General features: G+C 40.7%; 18 protein-coding genes. 13 read left to right on the top strand and 5 right to left on the bottom strand.

Annotation, left to right across the window (positions count from 1 at the left end):
• Nucleotides 1-67 precede the first annotated feature (67 nt).
• Entirely contained in the window at nucleotides 68-826 is a 759-nt protein-coding gene (locus tag ACKGJO_RS04920; RefSeq protein ID WP_411322287.1) for a hypothetical protein, read from the top strand.
• Between the two features lie 187 nt (nucleotides 827-1,013).
• Entirely contained in the window at nucleotides 1,014-1,835 is an 822-nt protein-coding gene (locus tag ACKGJO_RS04915) for a hypothetical protein (RefSeq protein WP_411322286.1), read from the top strand.
• Here the strand turns inward: ACKGJO_RS04915 and queG are convergent.
• Genes queG through ACKGJO_RS04890 form a run of 5 tightly spaced genes read right to left on the bottom strand, consistent with a single transcriptional unit; the run spans nucleotide 1,823 to nucleotide 6,686 of the window.
• Entirely contained in the window at nucleotides 1,823-2,785 is a 963-nt protein-coding gene (gene queG / locus ACKGJO_RS04910) for a tRNA epoxyqueuosine(34) reductase QueG (RefSeq protein ID WP_411322285.1), read from the bottom strand. The two genes, ACKGJO_RS04915 and queG, sit on opposite strands and share 13 nt — an antisense overlap.
• 32 nt (nucleotides 2,786-2,817) lie before the next feature.
• Nucleotides 2,818-3,519: a cell division ATP-binding protein FtsE gene (gene ftsE / locus ACKGJO_RS04905; RefSeq protein ID WP_411322284.1), complete on the bottom strand. Its 702-nt coding sequence runs from the start codon at nucleotides 3,517-3,519 to the stop codon at nucleotides 2,818-2,820.
• Nucleotides 3,501-4,283 (bottom strand): class I SAM-dependent DNA methyltransferase, encoded by a 783-nt coding sequence (locus ACKGJO_RS04900; RefSeq protein WP_411322283.1) that lies wholly within the window; start codon nucleotides 4,281-4,283, stop codon nucleotides 3,501-3,503. The genes ftsE and ACKGJO_RS04900 overlap by 19 nt, the downstream gene beginning before the upstream one ends.
• On the bottom strand, nucleotides 4,273-5,283 hold the full coding sequence (gene pdxA, locus ACKGJO_RS04895) for a 4-hydroxythreonine-4-phosphate dehydrogenase PdxA (protein ID WP_411322282.1): 1,011 nt from the start codon (nucleotides 5,281-5,283) through the stop codon (nucleotides 4,273-4,275). Before pdxA ends, ACKGJO_RS04900 begins: the two co-directional genes overlap by 11 nt.
• A 41-nt stretch (nucleotides 5,284-5,324) precedes the next feature.
• Nucleotides 5,325-6,686, bottom strand: a complete 1,362-nt coding sequence (locus tag ACKGJO_RS04890; RefSeq protein ID WP_411322281.1) for a GWxTD domain-containing protein — start codon at nucleotides 6,684-6,686, stop codon at nucleotides 5,325-5,327.
• Between the two features lie 128 nt (nucleotides 6,687-6,814).
• On the opposite strand from ACKGJO_RS04890, the gene ACKGJO_RS04885 reads away from it, so the two are divergent.
• The 11 genes from ACKGJO_RS04885 (at nucleotide 6,815) to ACKGJO_RS04835 (ending at nucleotide 20,471) form a co-directional block, all read left to right on the top strand.
• Nucleotides 6,815-8,446, top strand: coding sequence for an acyl-CoA carboxylase subunit beta (locus ACKGJO_RS04885; RefSeq protein WP_411322280.1), 1,632 nt, complete (start codon nucleotides 6,815-6,817; stop codon nucleotides 8,444-8,446).
• 29 nt (nucleotides 8,447-8,475) lie between these two features.
• Nucleotides 8,476-8,967 (top strand): hypothetical protein, encoded by a 492-nt coding sequence (locus tag ACKGJO_RS04880; protein ID WP_411322279.1) that lies wholly within the window; start codon nucleotides 8,476-8,478, stop codon nucleotides 8,965-8,967.
• Entirely contained in the window at nucleotides 8,964-9,692 is a 729-nt protein-coding gene (gene recO, locus ACKGJO_RS04875) for a DNA repair protein RecO (RefSeq protein WP_411322278.1), read from the top strand. Before ACKGJO_RS04880 ends, recO begins: the two co-directional genes overlap by 4 nt.
• A gap of 12 nt (nucleotides 9,693-9,704) precedes the next feature.
• A complete protein-coding gene (locus ACKGJO_RS04870) occupies nucleotides 9,705-11,261 on the top strand; it encodes a S1C family serine protease (protein WP_411322277.1) in 1,557 nt (518 codons plus the stop codon).
• Nucleotides 11,254-11,787, top strand: coding sequence for a hypothetical protein (locus tag ACKGJO_RS04865; protein WP_411322276.1), 534 nt, complete (start codon nucleotides 11,254-11,256; stop codon nucleotides 11,785-11,787). Before ACKGJO_RS04870 ends, ACKGJO_RS04865 begins: the two co-directional genes overlap by 8 nt.
• Nucleotides 11,788-11,993: 206 nt before the next feature.
• Nucleotides 11,994-13,343, top strand: coding sequence for an amidohydrolase family protein (locus tag ACKGJO_RS04860; protein ID WP_411322275.1), 1,350 nt, complete (start codon nucleotides 11,994-11,996; stop codon nucleotides 13,341-13,343).
• A gap of 4 nt (nucleotides 13,344-13,347) precedes the next feature.
• Nucleotides 13,348-14,739, top strand: a complete 1,392-nt coding sequence (locus tag ACKGJO_RS04855) for an amidohydrolase family protein (RefSeq protein WP_411322274.1) — start codon at nucleotides 13,348-13,350, stop codon at nucleotides 14,737-14,739.
• A 15-nt stretch (nucleotides 14,740-14,754) separates the two neighbouring features.
• On the top strand, nucleotides 14,755-16,071 hold the full coding sequence (locus tag ACKGJO_RS04850; protein ID WP_411322273.1) for an amidohydrolase family protein: 1,317 nt from the start codon (nucleotides 14,755-14,757) through the stop codon (nucleotides 16,069-16,071).
• 127 nt (nucleotides 16,072-16,198) lie between these two features.
• A complete protein-coding gene (locus ACKGJO_RS04845; protein ID WP_411322272.1) occupies nucleotides 16,199-17,569 on the top strand; it encodes an acyclic terpene utilization AtuA family protein in 1,371 nt (456 codons plus the stop codon).
• Between the two features lie 43 nt (nucleotides 17,570-17,612).
• Nucleotides 17,613-18,647, top strand: coding sequence for an NAD(P)/FAD-dependent oxidoreductase (locus ACKGJO_RS04840; protein ID WP_411322271.1), 1,035 nt, complete (start codon nucleotides 17,613-17,615; stop codon nucleotides 18,645-18,647).
• A gap of 30 nt (nucleotides 18,648-18,677) precedes the next feature.
• A complete protein-coding gene (locus tag ACKGJO_RS04835) occupies nucleotides 18,678-20,471 on the top strand; it encodes an ABC transporter ATP-binding protein (RefSeq protein WP_411322270.1) in 1,794 nt (597 codons plus the stop codon).
• Nucleotides 20,472-20,543: the final 72 nt, after the last annotated feature.

Below are 20,543 nucleotides of genomic sequence, written 5' to 3'. Positions count from 1 at the left end.
ATGTTAACCAACAATCAGTATAAATATGACAACTTATACCATTCGACTGCTATCGTTCACTCTTATTATGTTACTATTTGTTTGGACCTCCTGTGGAAGCGATGATCCCGTTTCTGGGATAGATGAGGAGCCGCCTGTGCTCCCTCAATTTGAGGAGATTGAACCTGAACTTACTTATTTCACTGAAAATAATCCTAAAATTCAGACTACCAATCATTTCTATGAAGCGAAGTCCTATGCTATGGGCCTGGCTATGTTTGGACAATTCAGTCAGATATATGGCTCATTCTTTAGTTCTGCCAGTACAAATGCGGCTGAATTCAATAATGGAGTCTGGACGTGGAGCTACTCTTATTCGTTTGAAGGACAATCTGTATCTATAGACTTGAGTGCAGAAGAGCTTGTTGATGTTGTAAGATGGGAAATGAATTGGTCATTTGACGACGGTCAGGGTAATACATTTGAAGACTACACAATGGTTGAAGGAACCGTGGCAAAAGACGGATTATCAGGCAACTGGACCTTTAATTCATTGAATCCGGATACTAACTCTGAAGAACCTTTTATGGTAACTGAATGGGTGAGAAATGGGGATGATCAATATGAACTGACTACAAGTTTTTATGATAATGGTGTTCAGGGAGAAGAGTTCTACACCTTCACTCAAAACGGTACTTCCTTTGATATCACTTATGTATACGGTTCAGAAACTATACTGGTCCATTGGGATAGTGCCACTGAAACAGGGTACTATCAGATAGGTGAAGATCCTAACAACCGTTACTGCTGGGACAGTCAGTTTCAGGATGTGAGCTGTGGCGTTTGATAAAACATAACTATAACAGTACTTAACCTTGGTTAATAAATAATTACGCAAAGCCGTCCTGACTCACAGGGCGGCTTTTTTAATCTGCAATAGCATGAGTGATCTATTAAATGAACTTTTCTATACATTCAATACGTATCAATTAAAAAGGGGAACAATAATCGCAATTTAATACAACTCAACATATATGAAAACGATCAAATTTAGCGTAATATTGGTTCTGATGTACTCATTTATGGCATCCACAGCTGAAGCACAGATCTGGAAAAAGATCAAGGATAAAACAAAATCAAAGGTCGAGGAGAAGGTATCTGACAAGATCTCTGAACAGCTAGCGAATGCTGTGGTTGAAAAAATAGATATTCAGTTTAATTCACCAAACAATCCCTACGGAAACAGTGTAAGGTCAGAAAAACCGGAAAATCTTCCGGAGAGTTATTCTTTCGACTGGAGATTCAAAATGAAGATCACCAACGCCGGAATGCAGGATGAGCTATTGTTTGATTACTATTTGACCTCGAACGGTAATTACGTAGGCTATGAGATGCCAGAAGCTGATGGGGTATTCATGGTGATGGATGGCAATCTCAAAAGTACGATCTCTTATGTAGAGGAAGAGGGCAATTCAATAGCATTGACATATTCTATGCCTGATGAGATGACAGGGACTGAGGATTCAGAAATGGAAAAAGAAGACCTGGTAATCACGGATCTCCCTTCAAAAACCATTTTGGGATATAACACTCAGGGTAAAAAAATTGAGTCAGATGAATCTACCATTATCATGTATTATACGGATGAGATCGATATGAATTTTTCCGGAATGTTTCCGTCTTTCAGCAATAATGAGAAAACACCGGATTATAACTATCCACAAGACATGCGAGAAGCTTCTGTTCTCTATATGGAAGTAACAGAGAATGAAAGTGGAGATAAGTTTATCATGGAAGGGATAGGTATTGATGAAACTGACAGAGTAATTACAAACGGTGACTATCAGTTTTTATGATCTGATTCCGATAGGTTACCTGATACAATTGAAATATTGTGGGTAAACTTATCGAACTTAGCACGGCGAATGGCACTTCCTTCAAAGATAGAATCATATTGAGATTGAGTAAGGTTTTGCCAGAATTGAAGGTCATTTTTGACCACATAATCCCTGGGATGAAGATCTGAAAAGGAGGAAAGCTTTGCGTTTTTGTTCCAGGGGCACACATCCTGACAAATATCGCAGCCATAGATCCAGTTCTGGATCCCGTTTTGATCTGATTCGTTTATCTGATCCTTTAACTCAATAGTGAGATAGGATATACACTTGGTGGCATCCACGCGGTAGGGTTCGTATATGGCATCAGTTGGGCAGGCATCGATACAGCGCGTACAAGTCCCACAATGGTCAGTCTGGGGGGAGTCAGGGGTTAACTCAGCATCAATGATCATCTCACCAATAAAGAAGAAAGAACCAACTTCTTTGTTCAGTAAATTGGAATTCTTGCCGATCCATCCAAGCCCAGCACGCTGAGCCCATACTTTATCTAGAACCGGAGCTGAATCGGTAAATATACGTCCTTCCAGCCCTCCATATTTCTCTTTAGTGAATTGAAAAAGTTTTTTCAGATTCTTCTTTAATACTTTATGGTAATCACGACCCTGAGCATACTTTGAGATCAAAGGTTCATCTGAAACACCGATCTGCCGGGCATGGGATGGGTGCCAGTAACTCGCCAGAACAGAAACTACAGTTTTTGATCCGGGAACAAGCAAGGTGGGATCAACGCGTTTTTCAAAATGATTTTCCATCCATGCCATTGTTCCATGGCGGTCCTGATTTAGCCACTCACCAAGTCGTCGCTCTTCATTCGGAAGGTGCTGGGCTTTGGCAAAGCCACAGGCATCAAAACCGAGTTCCAGTGCATAAGCCCTGATCTGCTCCGTCAATTGTTGCTGATTGACCATGGTAGTGAGTTTTGGTCTGAATTGAAGCTCTTTTACTTAACTGGTACTAACTTGTCACCTTTCCACACAAGATCCTGCGTTTTACCATTGACCATGCGAACTGTTCTTGCTCTGTATTTTTTTACAACAGCGTAATCATGAGTGATCATTAAAACAGCCATGCCACGGTTATTGATGGTTCTGAGAAGCTCCATGATCTCCTTAGTGGCCTTAGGGTCAAGGTTGCCGGTAGGCTCATCAGCTAATAAGATGCGGGGCTCATTGGCAAGGGCACGAGCTATAACGACCCGTTGTTGTTCTCCACCGGATAGATCTCTTGGGAGGTGTTTACGTCTGTGACTCAATCCTACCATCGTCAAAACTTCCAACACGCGTTCTTTGATGAATTTTGGTTTCTCACCGGTTACCTGAAGAGAAAAAGCGACGTTATCAAAAACGTTGCGGTCTTTAAGGAGTTGAAAATCCTGGAATACGATCCCGAGTCTTCTCCGCAACATCGGGACTTCACGTTCACTGATCTTATTAACAGGATATTCAGTAACCCTGACGGTGCCTGAGTCGGGAACTACATCTCTGTATAAAAGTTTCAGAAAGGTGCTTTTACCGATACCGGTAGGACCGATAAGGTAAGCGAACTCGCCGTTGTGGAGTTTAAAATTGACATCATCCAAAACCCTGTTCTTATCATAGTTCAGGGTTACATTTTTAAGTTCAATTACTGCTGTTTCTGACATTTAAGAACCATTGTTACGCGTGCGCTGTTTTCGTCTGCATCAACCAAATCAAAATCTTCGTATTTGGCAACCTGATGATAGGGCGTTTGATCTAAAATTGACAACATTTGATCGAGTGGATAAACTCGTTGTTCGTGAACCTCGTGAAAACTCTCTAAAACGGTTTTCCCGTCATTATCCATCAACTCAATATCAAAGATGTTATAATGAAATTTGTTATGTGGATCGTACGTACTTTTTCTGAAATACCGGTATGAACCGAAACTGCCTTCTTCATTATTCAGATAATCTACGGCTTCAAGAGAGTTTTGGGGGGTTGAAAAATCAAAGATCAAAAGTCCGTGAGGGTTCAATATCTTGTAACAACCCTGGAGCATTTTCAGGATCTCAGTCTCGTCATGCAAATAGTTAACACTGTCAAAAACTGAAAATATAATATCAAATTTCTGATCGATATCGATATCCAGAAAGTTCATACTTCGGAATTGTACATCGAGTTCTTGTTCGGCAGCCTTTTGACGAGCTTTTTCGATCATGGCAGGAGATAGGTCGGTCCCCGTCAGATTATATTCGTCAAACCGGGCAAGACATAGTGATATAGCTCCTGTTCCGCAGGCAAGCTCCAGGACGTCGACCGGATTGGGATGATGGGTTTGAATGACCTCATCAATAAAGTCAGCCCACATCTCATAATCTACGTCATCCATAAGGGTGTCGTACAATTCCGCTAAGGCAGTGTAAATGGGGGTTGAATCAGTCTTCACGCAATTTCTTGTTTGAAAGTTCTACAGCAAGATCATATGCTTCTTTAAATGAGGATGGGTTTGCAATACCTTTTCCGGCAATATTAAAGGCTGTTCCATGATCTGGTGATGTTCTGATAATAGGCAGTCCGGCTGTAAAGTTCACACCTTTTCCAAAAGACAGTAGCTTGAAGGGTGCCAATCCCTGATCATGGTACATTGCCAGAATTCCATCGTATTGTTCGTGCAGTTTTTGCCCGAAAAATCCATCAGCGGGAAATGGACCGGTAACATGATAATTTTCATTTTCCTGATCTATTTCGTTTAGAGTTGGGATGATCATATCAATTTCTTCTTTTCCGATCACGCCACCGTCTCCGGCATGTGGATTCAGCCCAAAGACAGCTATCTTCGGTTCATTGATCCCAAAATCATTTATCAAACTATTCGCCAGTAGTCTTGCTTTCTCTCTAATGAGTGCAGGTGTTAATGATTTGGCAACGTCTTTCACAGGTATATGTGTCGTGACCAAGGCCACCCTTAAATCACCACTGATCAGCGTCATTAAAACAGAATCTGTGTTTGTTGATGAGGCCAAAAACTCAGTATGGCCTGGGATGTCATATCCGGCCAGATTTACTGATTCCTTTGATATAGGAGCTGTAACCAATGCGTCAGCCCTGTTATTTAGGCACAGTTCAACACCTGTTTCTATGGCATTCATGGCAACTGTTCCACTTTCCGGTGAGAGCGTGCCGGGTGTCACGTTAATATCAGTTTTGTAAATTGGCAATATGTTAACCACACCGCTTCGTATTTCATTACGATTTCTAAGCACTCTGTAATTCAGGTCAATATTCAGAAGCTCAATATAGAACTCAATAACTCCTAAGGGAGAAATGAGGATCGGGGTTGATCTTTCAAGGTCAATAGCAGAGAGGCTTTTGAGAATGATCTCCGGACCTATGCCATTGAAATCACCAACGGATATTGAAATTATAGGGTTTCTATCTGATTGCATAAGTACATGAAATTACAACTTTAACCTTGTAATCCATAACCTTACCGTTTGCCTATAAGCTTGAAATCTCCGAAACCTGAAACTGCCTCAAATACAAAGGTCTGATTAGGATATTTCCAAATTTCGCGGGTTTTACCACCGGGAGGGAAGACTCTTTCTTTAGAATTGGGCGGGCCGAATTTTATGTAAACTTCACCACGATCACTTTCATGCCCCAGTGGTTCCTGTTGGCTCCCAAATTCTTTATAGGCATGATCTATCCTGTTGTAGTATTCTGCCATAAGTTCATTATAAACAGTGTTAGGGGTAGGATCACGTTTCTCCCAGAATTCCCGGAATTTCCTTTCCCTTTCTTTATCTGAACCTCGACGGATGCGTTCTATCTCATCATTTGAAGCGATGAATTTCAACATATCAATTGCGATGTTCAAGTTATAGAGACTCGCCGGCATATCCTGCCAGTACGATTGAAAAGTTCTTTCCGATACTGTTTTATCAGATTCGGTGTGTTTAACTGTCAGTTTATATCTTGAATTGTCAAATTTACTTGACGGAATTTTTACGACAGCATATGTAAAGTTACCAGAGTTCTGAAGGATAAGTGCTGGCTCTGAGCTTTTAACTATTTTTAATGAAGTATTTTGAAAGAAGGATTCATCTGAGATCTCTGAGCTGAATAGTGATTCAGTGCTATCATTATTCTCTTTGTCATCTACGATTTTATTTACTGTAGCTGTATAGATATTGTTTTTTTGATAGTTGGGAATACGGATCAAGGCAGTAAAATCTTTACCGAATACAACGTTATCATCCATATTTATCAGCTCATATTTTGTACCGTTTGAAGTTGAGCTTACTGACTTGATCAGATAGATCTCACCCTTTTCCATTTCAGACAAATTGGGAATTTCGATCTCTCTGCGCTGTGTACTTCTCTCGTTTATTTCCTGAAGCATAGATAATTGGAGTACATAATTATAGGACCCCGGAGTGAGTTTTGTAGAGAGGGCACCGGAAGCATATTTTTTATTGGCTTGGGTATCCTCAAAACTCGAAACGTAGACAGTATCTGTCCAGCTATCTCTTCCAGCAGTGTTAGTACCCGGACTGTTACGTTTCTTTATTTTGCCTTCAAAAACTTCCGCACTGAACCTGAGTGTTGAATAATATTCAGTATTGGCCGGGGCTTGATCAAGCTCAGAAGCTTGAAGTTTTCTAAAAGGGATAAAGTCGTTATTAAAACGAAATGAGAACATCAGGCTAGATGAACTGTCGCTATCTGGAACGATAATATCGTTGATGAAGATCTGAGGGGTTTCAGAACGATTTACCAGTTGTGGGTAAGAAACCCTTTGAGATAATGCTGTATCAGCCATTCCCAGGGCTATTAACAGTACTGCCAAAAACTTATACATACTTTTAAAGGTTTTTTGAATGAATTATTTGAATATCGGGGTTTACTGATTAAATATAATCCCTATTTTCAACGCACCATTTCATTAATCATTATAAAACTAAATTATAACTGTTTATGAGTACATCAACCGGAAGCGCTACCAAAAACTGGCTTCACCAGCTTATTGAAGAATTTGGAGAAACAGAGGGTGAGATCAAACTTGGAGGTGGGCAAAAGCGCATCGATAAAGAGCATGGAAAAGGAAAGTTAACTGCACGAGAGCGCATTGAGATGCTTACCGATGATGACTCTAAATTTTATGAACTGGGTTTGTGGGCCGGGTATGAAATGTATGAAGAGCAAGGTGGATGCCCTGCAGGGGGTGTTGTCACAGGTATCGGTGAGGTTAGTGGTCGACAATGTATGATTGTAGCGAACGATGCTACAGTAAAGGCGGGAGCCTGGTTTCCGATAACAGCAAAGAAAAACCTGAGAGCGCAGGAGATAGCCATTGAAAATCACATTCCATTGATCTACCTGGTGGATTCAGCGGGTGTTTTTCTGCCAATGCAGGATGAGATCTTTCCGGATAAGGATCATTTTGGACGCATGTTCCGGAATAACGCAGTGATCTCAGCTAAGGGTATTCCACAGATCGCTGCTATTATGGGTAGTTGTGTTGCCGGTGGCGCTTATCTGCCTATCATGAGTGATGAAGCCCTTATTGTAGATGGTACCGGCAGCGTATTTTTGGCAGGTAGTTATCTTGTGAAGGCAGCGATCGGAGAGGATGTGGATAATGAAACCCTGGGTGGAGCTACAACACATACTGAGATCTCCGGGGTCACTGATTATAAAATGGAAGATGATGAAGAGTGCCTTACTACGATCAGGGATCTCGTTGATAAACTTGGTCCGTTTGATACGGCCGGCTTCAATAGAAAGGAAGCTAAAGAGCCGGAAAGACCAGCAAGTGACATTTTTGATATTTTACCCGAATCACGAACCAGTCCTTACGACACTTATGAATTACTTGATTGTATTATCGATGAAGATAGCTTCACTGAATTCAAAAAGGGCTATGGTCAGACACTCATTACAGGGTATGCACGAATCGATGGATGGAGCGTTGGAATTGTTGCCAATCAGCGTAATATAAATCGAACCAAGCAAGGAGAAATGCAGATCGGAGGTGTTATCTATTCAGATAGTGCCGATAAAGCAGCCCGGTTCATCATGAATTGCAATCAAAAGAAGATCCCTCTCATCTTTTTGCAGGATGTAAGCGGATTCATGATCGGGAAGCGTAGCGAACATGGCGGTATCATCAAAGACGGTGCAAAAATGGTGAATGCTATGAGTAACAGCACAGTTCCTAAGATCACGATTGTGGTGGGTAATAGCTACGGAGCCGGTAACTATGCAATGTGCGGAAGGGCTTATGATCCTCGTTTTATGTATGCCTGGCCAACTGCAAAGATCGCAGTAATGAGTGGTGCTTCAGCATCGAAAACGCTAATGCAGATCCAGATTGCCTCCATGAAGAAAAAAGGAAAAGAGGTTAGCGAAGAGGATCAGGAAAAGATCATGAAGAAGATCAGCGACAGATATGACCGTCAAACAGATGTAAGATACGCGGCCTCCAGACTTTGGGTAGATGGCATCATTAATCCACTTGAAACTCGAGATCGAATTTCCAAAGCTATCAGTTGTGCAAACCTAAATCCCGAGATTGAAGAATTCAAAACCGGTGTTATTCAAACCTAGTGAATTGCGACCAAGAGTAAGATCAATCATTGAATTACGACCTATATAAAGACCGTAATATTGTTTTTTTGGGAGTCGAGTCCAGTTTTACACTGATCGACTTCTTACTGTTTTTCTCGAGTTTTATTCTTGGTTTTGTATTTGCATTATTCTTCTTCATATTCGCATTTGCTGTATTACAGAAGATCTTTTCACGCTATGAATTTGAATTTGATTCAGATTCATACACAATAACCAAGTACTATAAATTCTTCGGTTATTTCAGGTTTAGAATTCAAACTATTAGTTACGGTGAGATTGATGAGTTCCTTTTATCAAACTACGACAGTGGAAAAGCATTATTTGGAAAAGGCATGGAAGCCGCAGAATGGTTTACATTAGACCTTATAACTGAAAACGGTTACATCCGTATGGCAAAGGCAGAAGAAGATGAACTTGAAGATGTTTATGAAATATTTCAGATGTTGAAAGAGAGGCTGGATATTTATTTTAGGTTTAGAATTGAGTTCATTGAGTCATGATCACACACACGAAAGCTGTCATATTGCAGGTCATAGACTTTCAGGAATCGAGTAAGATACTTACGGTTTTATCTAAAGAGCACGGAAAGATCGCACTTATAGCAAAGGGAGCAAAAAAACCTAAGAATAAGCTTTCCGGCATTCTTGAGATCGGCGCGGTACTAGATGTGGTTTATTATTATAAACAATCAAGGGGAGTTCAAACTCTAACTGAAGCTTCGGTCTATTATAGTGATCACAGTTTCAGGACCGATCTGCAAAAGACCGCAATTTTATATGCAACTTTAGAGTTAATAGCACAAATTGTCCATGAACATGAAGTAAATGACCCTGTCTTCGATTTTGTTATCACCTTCATAAAATGGCTGGGTTATTCTGAAGAAACATACCCGTCTGTTTTTGCGTACGTTCAGATCAGGTTAGCAGATATAATTGGTTTTGGATTGATAAGTAATATGGAGAACATACCGGATAACGCTTATTTAAATATTTCTAGAGGTAACCTTTCGGAACATTCTGAAGACGATTTATCTTATAAACTTACAGTCGCTCAAACCCATTTTTTGATTTTGGCTATGGCAGGTAAAAACAGTAAAATTTTCAAGGTTCAATTTGGCAACGGTGAATTGAAACAACTTGTTCACCATCTTGATGTGTATTTTAAATACCATATCGAAGGATATCAGGAGCGAAAATCTGATTCCATTTTTGAGCAGATGCTATAAAACTATATTATTATGAAAAGAAAAGATCTGATCCTTACCGGAATATTATTGCTGATGATCGGTGTAACTTTTGGCACTCTCATTGCTTTATATTCCATCAATAAAGAACTTGCACCTTTATCTGAGGTCCGTGTAACGGAGATCAACAGAAGTTCGGACCCCTTTATCAGTGATGAAGCACTTGAAAACAAGGATACCCGCTTCCTGTTCCGTAAGATTGCAGAAGAGGTCACACCAACGGTAGTCTACATTGAAGCTATAGTACCCATTGAGGGTAGTATTCCAAATGATGAGAATCATCAGTTTGAAGAAGAAGATCTTGATGATAATGAAAGCATATGGGATAGACTGATGCCTCAGCGGGCACGCACCGTTGGTTCCGGTGTACTCATTACTTCAGATGGTTATATTCTGACCAATCATCATGTGATTGAAGGGGCTGTTGAAAATGGACTGAATGTTGTATTGAGTGATAAACGAGAATATCCTGCTCAGGTTATTGGTAATGATACGAGTACCGATCTTGCTGTAATAAAGATCAACGGCTCTGACTTTCCAAAAGCAACTATAGGCGATTCAGAGACAATAGATGTCGGAGAGTGGGTACTAGCCATTGGAAATCCATTCAGGTTAAGATCTACCGTTACTGCAGGCATTGTAAGTGCTTTGAGTCGGGATGTACAGATCATTAATGACAGAATGAGGATAGAAAGCTTCATACAAACTGATGCTGCTATCAATAAAGGTAATAGCGGTGGAGCCTTAGTAAACACCAGTGGGCAGTTGGTGGGTATTAATACAGCCATAGCTTCACAAACGGGTAACTATCAGGGATATGGTTTTGCTGTACCAAGTAACCTTGCGATCAAAGTTGCTAGCGATCTGATCGAATATGGTAAGGTCAGACGTGCTCTGCTTGGAGTTTCTATTGCTGCTGTTGACTACGACAGAGCAGTAGAAAAGGGAATGGAAACTGTTAGAGGGGTCGAGATCATAACAGTTAGCCGAGATGGTGCGGCCTCAGAATCAGGTTTACAGTCGGGAGATGTTGTGCTCAGAGTAAATGGGGTGGAAGTAAATGAAGCCAATCAGCTTCAGCAACAGGTAGCTGTTTTGAGTCCCGGAGAAAATGTTAGGCTAACCATATTGCGAGATGGTGACATATTCGAAAAAGAAGTTCCTTTGAAAATGCAGGAACCTGAAGAAGTGCCTGAAGTTGCTTTAAACGAAGATAATATTGTGCCTGATGAGATCCCCGAGGGAAATAATGGCGGAATAGAATATAAAGAATTCGATCAAGGCTTTAGATTAGTAGGCATTGCCAATCCCCAAAACCCCGGGATTCAGGATATTTATGTACATCAGGTATATCGTTATTCTGAAGCCTGGAACAGAGGAATGAGGGAAGATCAGCAGATCACAGAAATAGATGGAAAAAAGGTTGAGAATCTCGAAAGATTAGAAGAACTTCTGACCGAAAACTTTAAAACAAACAGATCAGTCACCCTTCAGTTTAAAAATGACGAAGGAGCAACAGGATATATCCGGTTAGAAAAAATCAATGATTAATACGTTTAAAGTACTTGTAATCTCGACGGTAATTTCATTTGGAATGATAGGATGTTCCGCCACCCAGGAAACAACTTCACCACAACAAACCGAATCTCAGGACATAGCCTATCCGTCTTGGTATGAGCAAGTAATGTTTCAGACTGACTCAACTTCATTTATTGGCTATGGAGAAGCAGTTGCCTTAGATTCAGTGACTGCCATCAAAAATGCAGAACTTCAAGCCAGGGTAAATCTAGAAGCAGGTGTGTCTGAAATAATTGAGGAGACACGAGAGAGTATATCAGATAAGGGAAATGAAACCGTGAATACCCCTGAGTTTTTGATTATGCTGCGTAATGCTAGTCAGGCTATACAGAAGGAAGGAACCATTGCAAATAAAACCTCATTAAACAAAGACAGCTACTTCAGGGGCTATGCTACAGTAAGAATTTCAAGATCTGAAGCTTTAACTACCCTGAGAACCGGCTTTGAAGCAAATCAAGGTTATTGGCGAATTTTGAATGACTCATCTTTATTTCAATAACAGGTGTTTTCAACTCTGGAGTTCAATGAATGTTTTAGCTCCTTACCATCTTTAAGAGCTCTAATAGTATATATTCATACTCTTGCATTAACTGAGATAGACGGGGCTGCGATTAAGATTTACAAAATTTAGATAGGATATCCTTTATTACTATCAAATTAATGCAGTTATTCAGACGATTCGAAATTTTAACTTTATCATTTGCTATGAGAAAAACATTTCTAATGATAGCGCTGTTATTTATGGGGTCGGGAGTGCAGCAACTTTTTGCACAAACTACACCAGCACATGCGCTTAAGAACGTTACTATTCATAATGCTGATGGCTTTGCCACAGAATCCGCTACTATAATTTGGCGTGATGGTGTGATCGAAGCTGTTGGAACTAACGTGAACATTCCTTTTGATGCCTACGAAATAGATGGAGGAGACAGTCTCCATGTGTATCCGGGTTTTATTGATGGCTATTCGATCTGGGGTAGCCCTGATCTTCCAAGTAATCTTCCTGATCTGGATGATCCGGGTAATCCTCCATATGACAGGGCGGGTGTTCAACCAGAAAGGAACCCCTCAGATCTTTTGACTGGTGATAAAAATTTTGCAGCAGCAATGAAAGCAGGCTTCACGACGGCAGCTTTGTACCCAAATGGTTATATGCTCCCCGGTAGTGTTGAGATCTTTTATCTTTCGGACGATCACACCAATATAAAGTTACTTTCTGATAATGTAGGACTAGCCGGATCCTTTGATACAGCACCCGGTGGCTGGGGAAGTGGTGCCTATCCATCTACACTCATGGGAGTGATGGCAAAATTCAGACAGGTCATGTTTGATGCCACAGCTCTGCAGCAACATATCGAGTACTATTCTCAGAATCCTGAGATGCCTGCGCCAAACAGAGATCAGGTATTGGAAGCTCTTTTTCCGGTTATAAACAAGGAGGCCCCTCTTTACTTTGAAGTAGATTCTAAAGAGAATATTGAACGACTATTTAAACTACAGGACGAATTTGGTTTCGGGCTGGTTATCGTTTCAGGCAAGGAAGCCTATGCAAAAGCCGACGAACTCAAACGAAGAAATATTCCTGTTCTTGCCAGCGTGGACTTTACCGATGCCCCTGACTGGTATAAGGATGAAAACAAGAAAGATGAAGAATCAGAAGATTCGGAAACTAATGAAGTGGAAGAAGAGATCTCTGAAGAAGAACAAGCTTATCGAGACAAGCAGTTGGAAGCCTGGAAAGCTGAAGTTGCAAATATTAAAAACCTGATGGATGCCGGTGTTAGAGTTGGTTATGCATCTGCTGGTTTAGATCTCAAGGATCTGAATGGTAAAATTAAAACCCTCCTCGAGGAAGGTGGGATGAGTGAGCAGAATCTTGTCGAACTTATGACCTTTAATACAGCTGACATTTTGAGAATTAACAGAACCCACGGCAGTATTGCAAAAGGTAAAAATGCAAGTTTTTCAGTATTTAATAAGCAAATGACTGAAGATGATGCCAAGGTTCTACACAACGTTACGAACGGAATTATTCACGAATTAACTGGAGAGTAATACAATGAAGAAATTAATAACACTCTGTGTGATCGCAGTTGCCTTTGTTGTTTCTGTCCATGCACAGGAAAAAGGTTCTGTACTGATAAAAAATGCTACTGTAATATCCGTTACGGACGGTGATCTCGAAAATACTGACGTCCTGATCCAGGATGGGATTATACAGGATATCGGGAAAGACCTGAGTGCTCCTAGAGGAGTTGAGACGGTCGATGCCACAGGTAAGTTTGTAATGCCCGGTATTATTGATGCTCACTCTCACCTTAACGGTGTGGATATTAACGAAGCTCGAAACCCTGTTACCGCAGAGGTTACCATGGAAGAATCCGTGGATCCCAACGAAGTTGGAATCTATCATGCATTGGCCGGTGGGGCAACCACCATACACCTGATGCACGGTTCTGCAAACGTGATCGGTGGACAAGGTGAAACTCTGAAATTACGCTATGGAACCACTCAGGAGGGAATGAGATTTGAAGGTGCTAAACGCACTATTAAATTTGCTCTGGGTGAGAATCCAACAAGAGTACACGGACAGGGAAATGGCATTCAACCCAGAACCCGAATGGGTGTGGAACAGGTGGTTCGAAATCATTTTGATGAAGCCCTGGATTACAAACGCAAGCGCGAAACTTACATGAATGCCAAAGCAGAATATGATCGCAGAGGCCGGGGCACCCCACCAGTACCTGTAGCAGAAAACCTGCGATATGAAGTGCTGAATGACATTATAGAAGGTGAGATCTATGTGCACTGTCATTCTTATCGTGCCGACGAGATCCTTATGTTGATGCGTGTATTTAACGATTACGGGATTGAGAACTATACATTCCAGCATGCCAATGAGGCTTTTAAAGTTGCTCCGGAGTTAGCTGAAAACGGAGCGATGACTTCTGTATTCTCTGACTGGTGGGCATATAAATTTGAAGTTTATTACTCAACTGCCTATAACGCCTCAATTTTAAATGCAAATGGAGTGATCAATAGTATTAACAGTGACAATAATCAGCTTTTAAGAACCTTGAATCACGAAGCAGCTAAAGTTGTGAGATACGGAGATACATCTGTAAATGATGCCATCAAGATGATCACTTTACACCCTGCAATACAGCTAGGTATTGACGATCATGTGGGAAGTATCGAAGAAGGCAAACACGGTGATGTGGTCGTATGGAGCGGCCATCCACTCAGTATTTACAGTAAAGCTGAAATGACCTTTGTTGACGGTAAAAAATATTTCGACCGATCTAACGACCCAAGTGATATGAGAATTGACATCGATCCGGGTTCAGAATTTGAAGATGGATCTAATTTCCGTGAGATCGTGACTCGGCGTGAAGAAGATGCCTGCTTGCAGGATGCCTTCATTTTGATGCAAAATAATACTCAAAACTAAACAGGAGTACAGAACATGAAGAAGCTAAATATTTTTGTTATAGCCATTGCTCTGCTGTTTGGTTTAACAGCAACAACACAGGCACAAATTACTGAGAAACCTGAATATGGTAAATTTGCCATAACAGGTGCTACCATTCACACCGTTACGAACGGTACCATTGAGAATGGTGTGATCTTAATAGAAAATGATACGATCGCTTATGTTGGCAATAACATCCGTGTTACCGGAGATTATAAGCGTATTGATGCAATCGGTAAACATGTTTACCCGGGATTTATCGATGGCTGGTCAGGACTTGGTCTGGTTGAGATATCAGCAGTTGCGGTAACTGTTGATGATGCCGAGGTTGGGCAATTCAATCCTCATATGTATGCATTCACGGCCTTCAATCCGCACAGTGCTTCAATTCCTGTTACACGGGTAAGTGGAGTTACAACAGTACTAGCTAAACCCAGATCAGGCAGCATTTCCGGTAAAGCAGCTGTTATGGATCTTTGGGGTTATTCTCCGGATTCCATGGCTGTTAAAAAGAGCGGTGCTTTGGTAATGAATCTTCCATCATCATCCGGTGGTGGCTGGTGGGATAATCGTAGTGACGAGGAGATTAAAAAGCAATACGATCGTCAGATAAAAGAGATCAACGATTTTATCGCAAAAGCCAGTTTCTATAATGAGATGATGGAAGCCTTCGAAGCAGATCCAGCTGGAAAGACAAGGCCGGATCATGATCCACGAATGGAAGCAATGCGTGAAGTTCTCAATGGCGATGTTCCAGTAGTGATTACCGCTAACGATAAGGTGGAAATTCTAGATGCTATTGAATGGGCTGAAGGTCATGAAGGTATGAATTTTATCTTGGCAGGTGTTCGTGAGGGATGGAGAGTAGCTGAGGAGATAGCAGAAGCGGAAATCGGGGTATTAACAACCACGCTTTATACACCGAGCCGTGATTATGATAACTATCAGCGTCCTTACCAGAATCCCGGCCTGATGGCGGAAGCCGGTGTAAAAGTGGCTATAGTATCTGATGATACAGAAAATTCACGTAATACAGCTTTTGAAGCCGGTTATGCAGCTGCATATGGAATGGGAACTGATGAGGCTTTAAAAGCAGTGACAATCAACCCGGCAGAATTATTTGGAGTGGCCGATAAGATCGGGTCTCTTGAAGAAGGAAAACAGGCAAACTTGTTTATTTCTGATGGTGATCCTTTTGAACCGCTTACGAACATTGAGCAGGTATTTATCAAGGGCTATAAGATCCCAATGCAAAGTCGTCATACCCAGTTATTTGATGAGTTCCTTGACAGGGACGCAGTAAACAAATAATCTGAGATGATTTGTAAAGTTTAAAACAAAACCCTGCTTTATAATTAAGCAGGGTTTTTTATTTCACAAGCAGTGAAAATATCCCGATATTCAATCTGAATCTAAGTTGTTATAAATAAGTATTTAAATGAAAGATTTTATCCGTATTGCATCAGGACAAGGATTTTGGGGCGATCTCCCAAATGCACCCGTTAATCAGGCAAAGAAAGGACCTATCGATTATCTCGTAATGGATTACCTTGCGGAGGTAACGATGTCGATAATGCAGAAACAAAGAATGCGTAACTCTGACTGGGGATACGCTAGAGATTTTGTTTCGGTGGTAGAGCAGGTGCTTCCTGAGATCAAAAATGATGGCGTCAAGGTGATCAGCAATGCCGGTGGTGTAAATCCAATGGCATGCAAGGATGAGATCTTGAAAGTTGCAAAAGAAAAAGGATACACTGATCTTAAAGTTGCTGTTGTTGACGGTGATGATATTCTTGGTCAGATAGATGAATTGATCAAAGATGGTCATACTTTGAATAACATGGACAACGACAGACCAATTTCTGAAGTTAAGGATGAGCTGCTCAGTGCCAATGTTTATTTTGGTTGTTGGCCAATTGTGGAAGCGCTTCAAACCGGTGCTGATGTGATCATTACAGGCCGGGTAACTGATACAGGTCTTACATTAGCACCAATGATTCATGAATTTGGCTGGGAATCTGATGATCTGGATAAAATGGCCGTGGGAACCATTGCCGGTCACATCATCGAATGTGGAGCGCAGGTATCAGGCGGTAATTTTACTGACTGGCATAAGGTGGAAGATTTTACTGATATCGGATTCCCAATAATTGAGGCATACCCCAATGGTGATTTTTATGTTACCAAACATGAAGATACCGGCGGCTTGATAAGTGAAATGACGGTTAAGGAACAACTTCTGTACGAAATCGGTGATCCATCAGAATATATTACGCCGGACGTTATCGCTGACTTTACTTCCATTCAGGTTGAAGAGACCGATAAGAACAAAGTAAAGATCACGGGAATAAAAGGCCATCCTGATACTCCTACCTATAAAGTATCTGCAAGCTATAATGATGGCTACAAACTTTCAGCTACTTTAGTTTATTGTTGGCCTGAGGCACTAAAAAAAGCTGTTAAGGGAGCAGAGATCCTAAAAGGCCGTGCAGAACTTCTTGGTCTTGAATTTGATGAATTTCATAGCGAATACATAGGCTATAACGGTAATTCAGAAATACCAGTAACCGATGAGGCTCTCGAAAAAGAATTTGATGAAATTCAATTGAGGGTATCGCTATCAGGTGAAAACAAAAAAGACCTGAATCGATTCGGTATGGAGATCGCACCTCTGATTTTGACAGGACCAAGTGGTGTTACTGGCTTCGCAGGTGGACGCCCCAAAGCCAGTGATGTGGTTGCGTACTGGCCGGCTTTACTTGATAAAACAGCCGTAAAGCCAAGGGTGACACTCTTTGAAATTGATTGATATGCGATCTGATCATAAAAGTCATTGATAACAGATCTAATTTATGAAGATCGCGATCATTGGGGCCGGAATTTCAGGACTTGTAGCGGGTAGAGAGTTGTATAAAGCCGGTCATGATATAAACATATTTGAAAAAAGCCGCGGGTATGGCGGAAGAATGGCAACCCGGTATGCTGAGAATGATAAAAGCTTAAAACTGGATCATGGAGTCCCTTACTTTTCTGCTGATTCTGACGAATTCAGTGTATTGCTGAAAGAGCTTTCTGAAGTAAATATCCTAGAAAAATGTAGGGGTAATTTAAAAAAGAGAGGGTGTAATGAGGTTCTTAAAAAGAATAAATTTAGATCAAAGACATATTTTGCTCCTGACGGAATGAATTCGATCGGTAAATTCCTTGCAAGAGATCTAAAGAGCCAGCTCAATCAAAGAGTGATCAGTTTAACTCATGCTCAAAACTCGAAATGGAGAAAGAGAAAATGGATTCTGGAATGTGAATCCGGTTTAACAAAAACGGCAGACGCTATTGTTATCTCAACACCGGCCCCGCAAGCTGTTGAATTACTTAAAACTATAGAGAAAGACACTGATATTATAAGCCTTATACAAGATCTTGAAGAGGTTACATATGATCCTAAATTTACTCTCATGCTTACCTATAGCCATAATGAACTGCCGGATTGGGTTACAATGGAAGTCGAAGATAAGGTCATAAAATTTATTTCAAATGAGTCTAAAAAACGTGATCTTAGGAAAAAAGCAATAGTTGTTCATTCATCATCTGAATTTGCAAGTAAATATACTGGAAAGGACAGAGACGCCATAGCAGATATAATTCAAGAACAATTGAGTGCGATACTTGGCAAATGGACGGAATCCCCCGATTGGAAACAACTTCATTTCTGGAGATACAGTCAAACAAGAGATTCGTTGCCGTATGATTTCATGGAAACCGATGGAAACGGTACACCACTGGCATTGGTTGGTTCATATATGAAGGGTAATTCTGTTGAATCAGCTTATCTGTCTGGACTGAATCTTGGAAGACATTGGGCTATACAGTTATCTGAAAAAGAATAATAACACTAAAGCCAAAACACCTTGAAAGGTTTGGGCGCAATAAAAGAATTAAATAAATACCTGAAGAGGTACAAGAGCACCATGATCCTGGGTGTTTTGTTTTTGACCGCTTCAAACTTTTTTCTCATTTGGATACCTGTACTTATCCGACAAACAATGGATGAGGTTGAGTCTCTTTCTGATGCAGGATTTGAGATACCCGAAAGTATCTTTGAAACACTTTTTTATACAGAAGCCTCTGCCATTCTTGCTCAGAATTCACTTATTTTGATAGGTACCGTGGTTTTATATGGTATCCTGTTATTTGCCACACGTCAAACCCTCATAGTGACATCCAGAAAGGTTGAATTCGATATCAGAAATGATATAGTAAAGAAACTGATGGAGTTGCCTCAGCGATTTTTCACTGAAAATTCATCAGGTGAGATCTACGTAAGAGCAACAGAAGATGTTGGCAAGGTTCGCGATTATTATGGTCCTGTTATCATGTATAGTGTTAATACAGTTACAAGAGCTGGATTTGTGCTTGCCATGATGTTCATCGTAAATGCAGAATTAACCTATTGGGCATTAATACCACTGCCGTTTATTTCTATATTTGCCTATTGGATAACCGGTTATATTCACGAACACTCAACTATTATTCAGGAGCAGTATTCCAAAATGGCAGGAAGAGCAAAAGAAACTTTTTCAGCCATTCGTTTGATCAAATCTTTTAACAGGGTGGACCACGAGCAGGAACTATTTGAGAATGAAAGTGAGGATTACAGGAAAAAAAAACTCAGACTAGACATGATCGAGTCGATGTTTCACCCCGGGCTCAACTTTTTAATCGGAATATCCCTACTCATTGTTATCTGGAAGGGTGGTGAAATGGTAATCGAGGGAACAATTACTGTTGGTAATATTGCAGAATTTTTGATCTATGTAGCTTATTTGACCTGGCCTGTTGCTGCATTGGGTTATACCACGAACCGGTTTCAGCGTTCACTGGCATCCTGGGACAGGATAAAAGAATTGCTGGATGAACCTGTCAACATCGAAAATAAGGAAGATAAGATAGAAAAAGAGGTTGAGGGCCTGCTGGAATTCCGGCATGTCAGTTTTAAGTATCCCGATTCTGGTGAATATATATTGAAGGACGTGTCATTTAAAATAAAGCCCGGTGAAAATGTAGCATTGGTTGGCAGAACGGGGGCCGGTAAAACCACTTTAGTTCAGCTTATACCGAGGTTATTTGATCCATCTGAAGGGAAGGTACTGCTCGATGGACATGATCTTAAAGATTGGTCACTTGAAAAAATAAGGAGATCTATTGGTTTTGTGCCACAGGAAACCTTCTTATTTTCTGATACCATTGGCGATAATATTGCTTTTGGAGTTGACAGTGCTTCAGAAGAGCTTATTGAACAGGCCGCTGAGAAGGCTCAGGTTAAGGAGAATATTTTGGATTTTGAGAAAAAATTTCAGACTATACTCGGAGAACGAGGAATTACTCTTTCCGGAGGACAAAAACAGAGGACAGCTATTGCAAGGGCACTGATCAAAGATCCGAAAATATTGATCTTTGATGATTCACTTAGTGCCGTTGATACGAAAACAGAGGACGCAATATTAAAACATTTAAGGCAAGAGCTTAGCGGTAGAACCACTATTATGATTAGTCATCGTATATCAACTATTAAAGATGCGGATAAGATCTACTATTTGGAAGATGGAGAAATAACAGAAACAGGTACGCATGAAGAACTGTTAGCTAAAAATGGCAAATATACAGCCATGTACAATAAGCAAGTACTTGAACAGGAATTGGCAGAAATTTAAAACAATAAAATAAAACTGGGCTTTTGTTTGAAAGCAATGCCCATTCAAATCATATCTCACGGGAGAAATAAA

Origin of the sequence: Gracilimonas qinghaiensis (genome assembly GCF_046602855.1) — a bacterium.
Lineage (GTDB): Bacteria > Bacteroidota > Rhodothermia > Balneolales > Balneolaceae > Gracilimonas.
Note: the sequence above shows the minus strand (reverse complement) of the source record. Positions and strands in the feature narration are given on the sequence as shown.